The sequence below is a fragment of the Clostridium sp. CTA-6 genome, from assembly GCF_054768115.1.
Window position 1 is genome coordinate 1 of sequence record NZ_BAAAAU010000040.1, and the last position, 381, is coordinate 381.

A 381-nucleotide genomic window follows, 5' to 3' on the forward strand; every position below is an offset into this window, starting at 1 on the left:
ATCATGCACTGAATACATAGGTGTATGAGGGTAAACCCGGGGAACTGAAACATCTAAGTACCCGGAGGAAGAGAAAGAAAAATCGATTTCCTAAGTAGCGGCGAGCGAACGGGAAAGAGCCCAAACCAGAAACTTGTTTCTGGGGTTGTGGATAGATCATAAAAGAAGAGGTATCTTAATCGAAGAGGGCTGGAACGCCCTACCATAGAAGGTAATAGTCCTGTAGGTAAAAAGAGAAAACTTCGAGATCTAATCCAGAGTACCACGAGACACGTGAAACCTTGTGGGAAGCAGGGAGGACCACCTCCCAAGGCTAAATACTACCTAGTGACCGATAGTGAAGCAGTACCGTGAGGGAAAGGTGAAAAGAACCCCGGAAGG

1 rRNA gene is annotated in these 381 nt (G+C 46.7%); it reads left to right on the plus strand.

The window, feature by feature from the left end:
* Positions 1-381 (plus strand): 23S ribosomal RNA (locus ACYUDJ_RS21400); the annotation flags it as partial.